Here is a 301-nt window from a genome sequence, read left to right as displayed (position 1 = left end):
GCGGATCACGTCCAGGACCTTGCCGATGTCGCGGGATTCGTTGGCCAGGTCGCCGATCAGGCTGGCGGTGTCCTGCACGTCGCCGCTCATGCGTTCGATGGCGGTCACGGTTTCCTGCACCAGGTCACGGCCGTCGCCGGCCGAGGCGGTGGCGTTCTTCGAGGCTTCGGAGGTGCTGACGGCGTTGCGCGCCACTTCTTCCACGGCGCTGGTCATTTCGTTGACCGCGGTGGCGGCCTGCTCGATCTCGTTGTTCTGCTGGGTCAGGCCACGGGCGCTTTCCTCGGTGACGCTGTTGAGC

General features: G+C 66.8%; 1 pseudogene. It reads right to left on the bottom strand.

Going from position 1 to position 301, the window contains the following annotated elements:
- Window positions 1-301, bottom strand: a pseudogene (locus tag ACK6AU_RS32070) (methyl-accepting chemotaxis protein); the annotation flags it as partial.

Source organism: Pseudomonas sp. KCJK8993, assembly GCF_046230915.1.
Lineage (GTDB): Bacteria > Pseudomonadota > Gammaproteobacteria > Pseudomonadales > Pseudomonadaceae > Aquipseudomonas > Aquipseudomonas piscis.
Note: the sequence above shows the minus strand (reverse complement) of the source record. Positions and strands in the feature narration are given on the sequence as shown.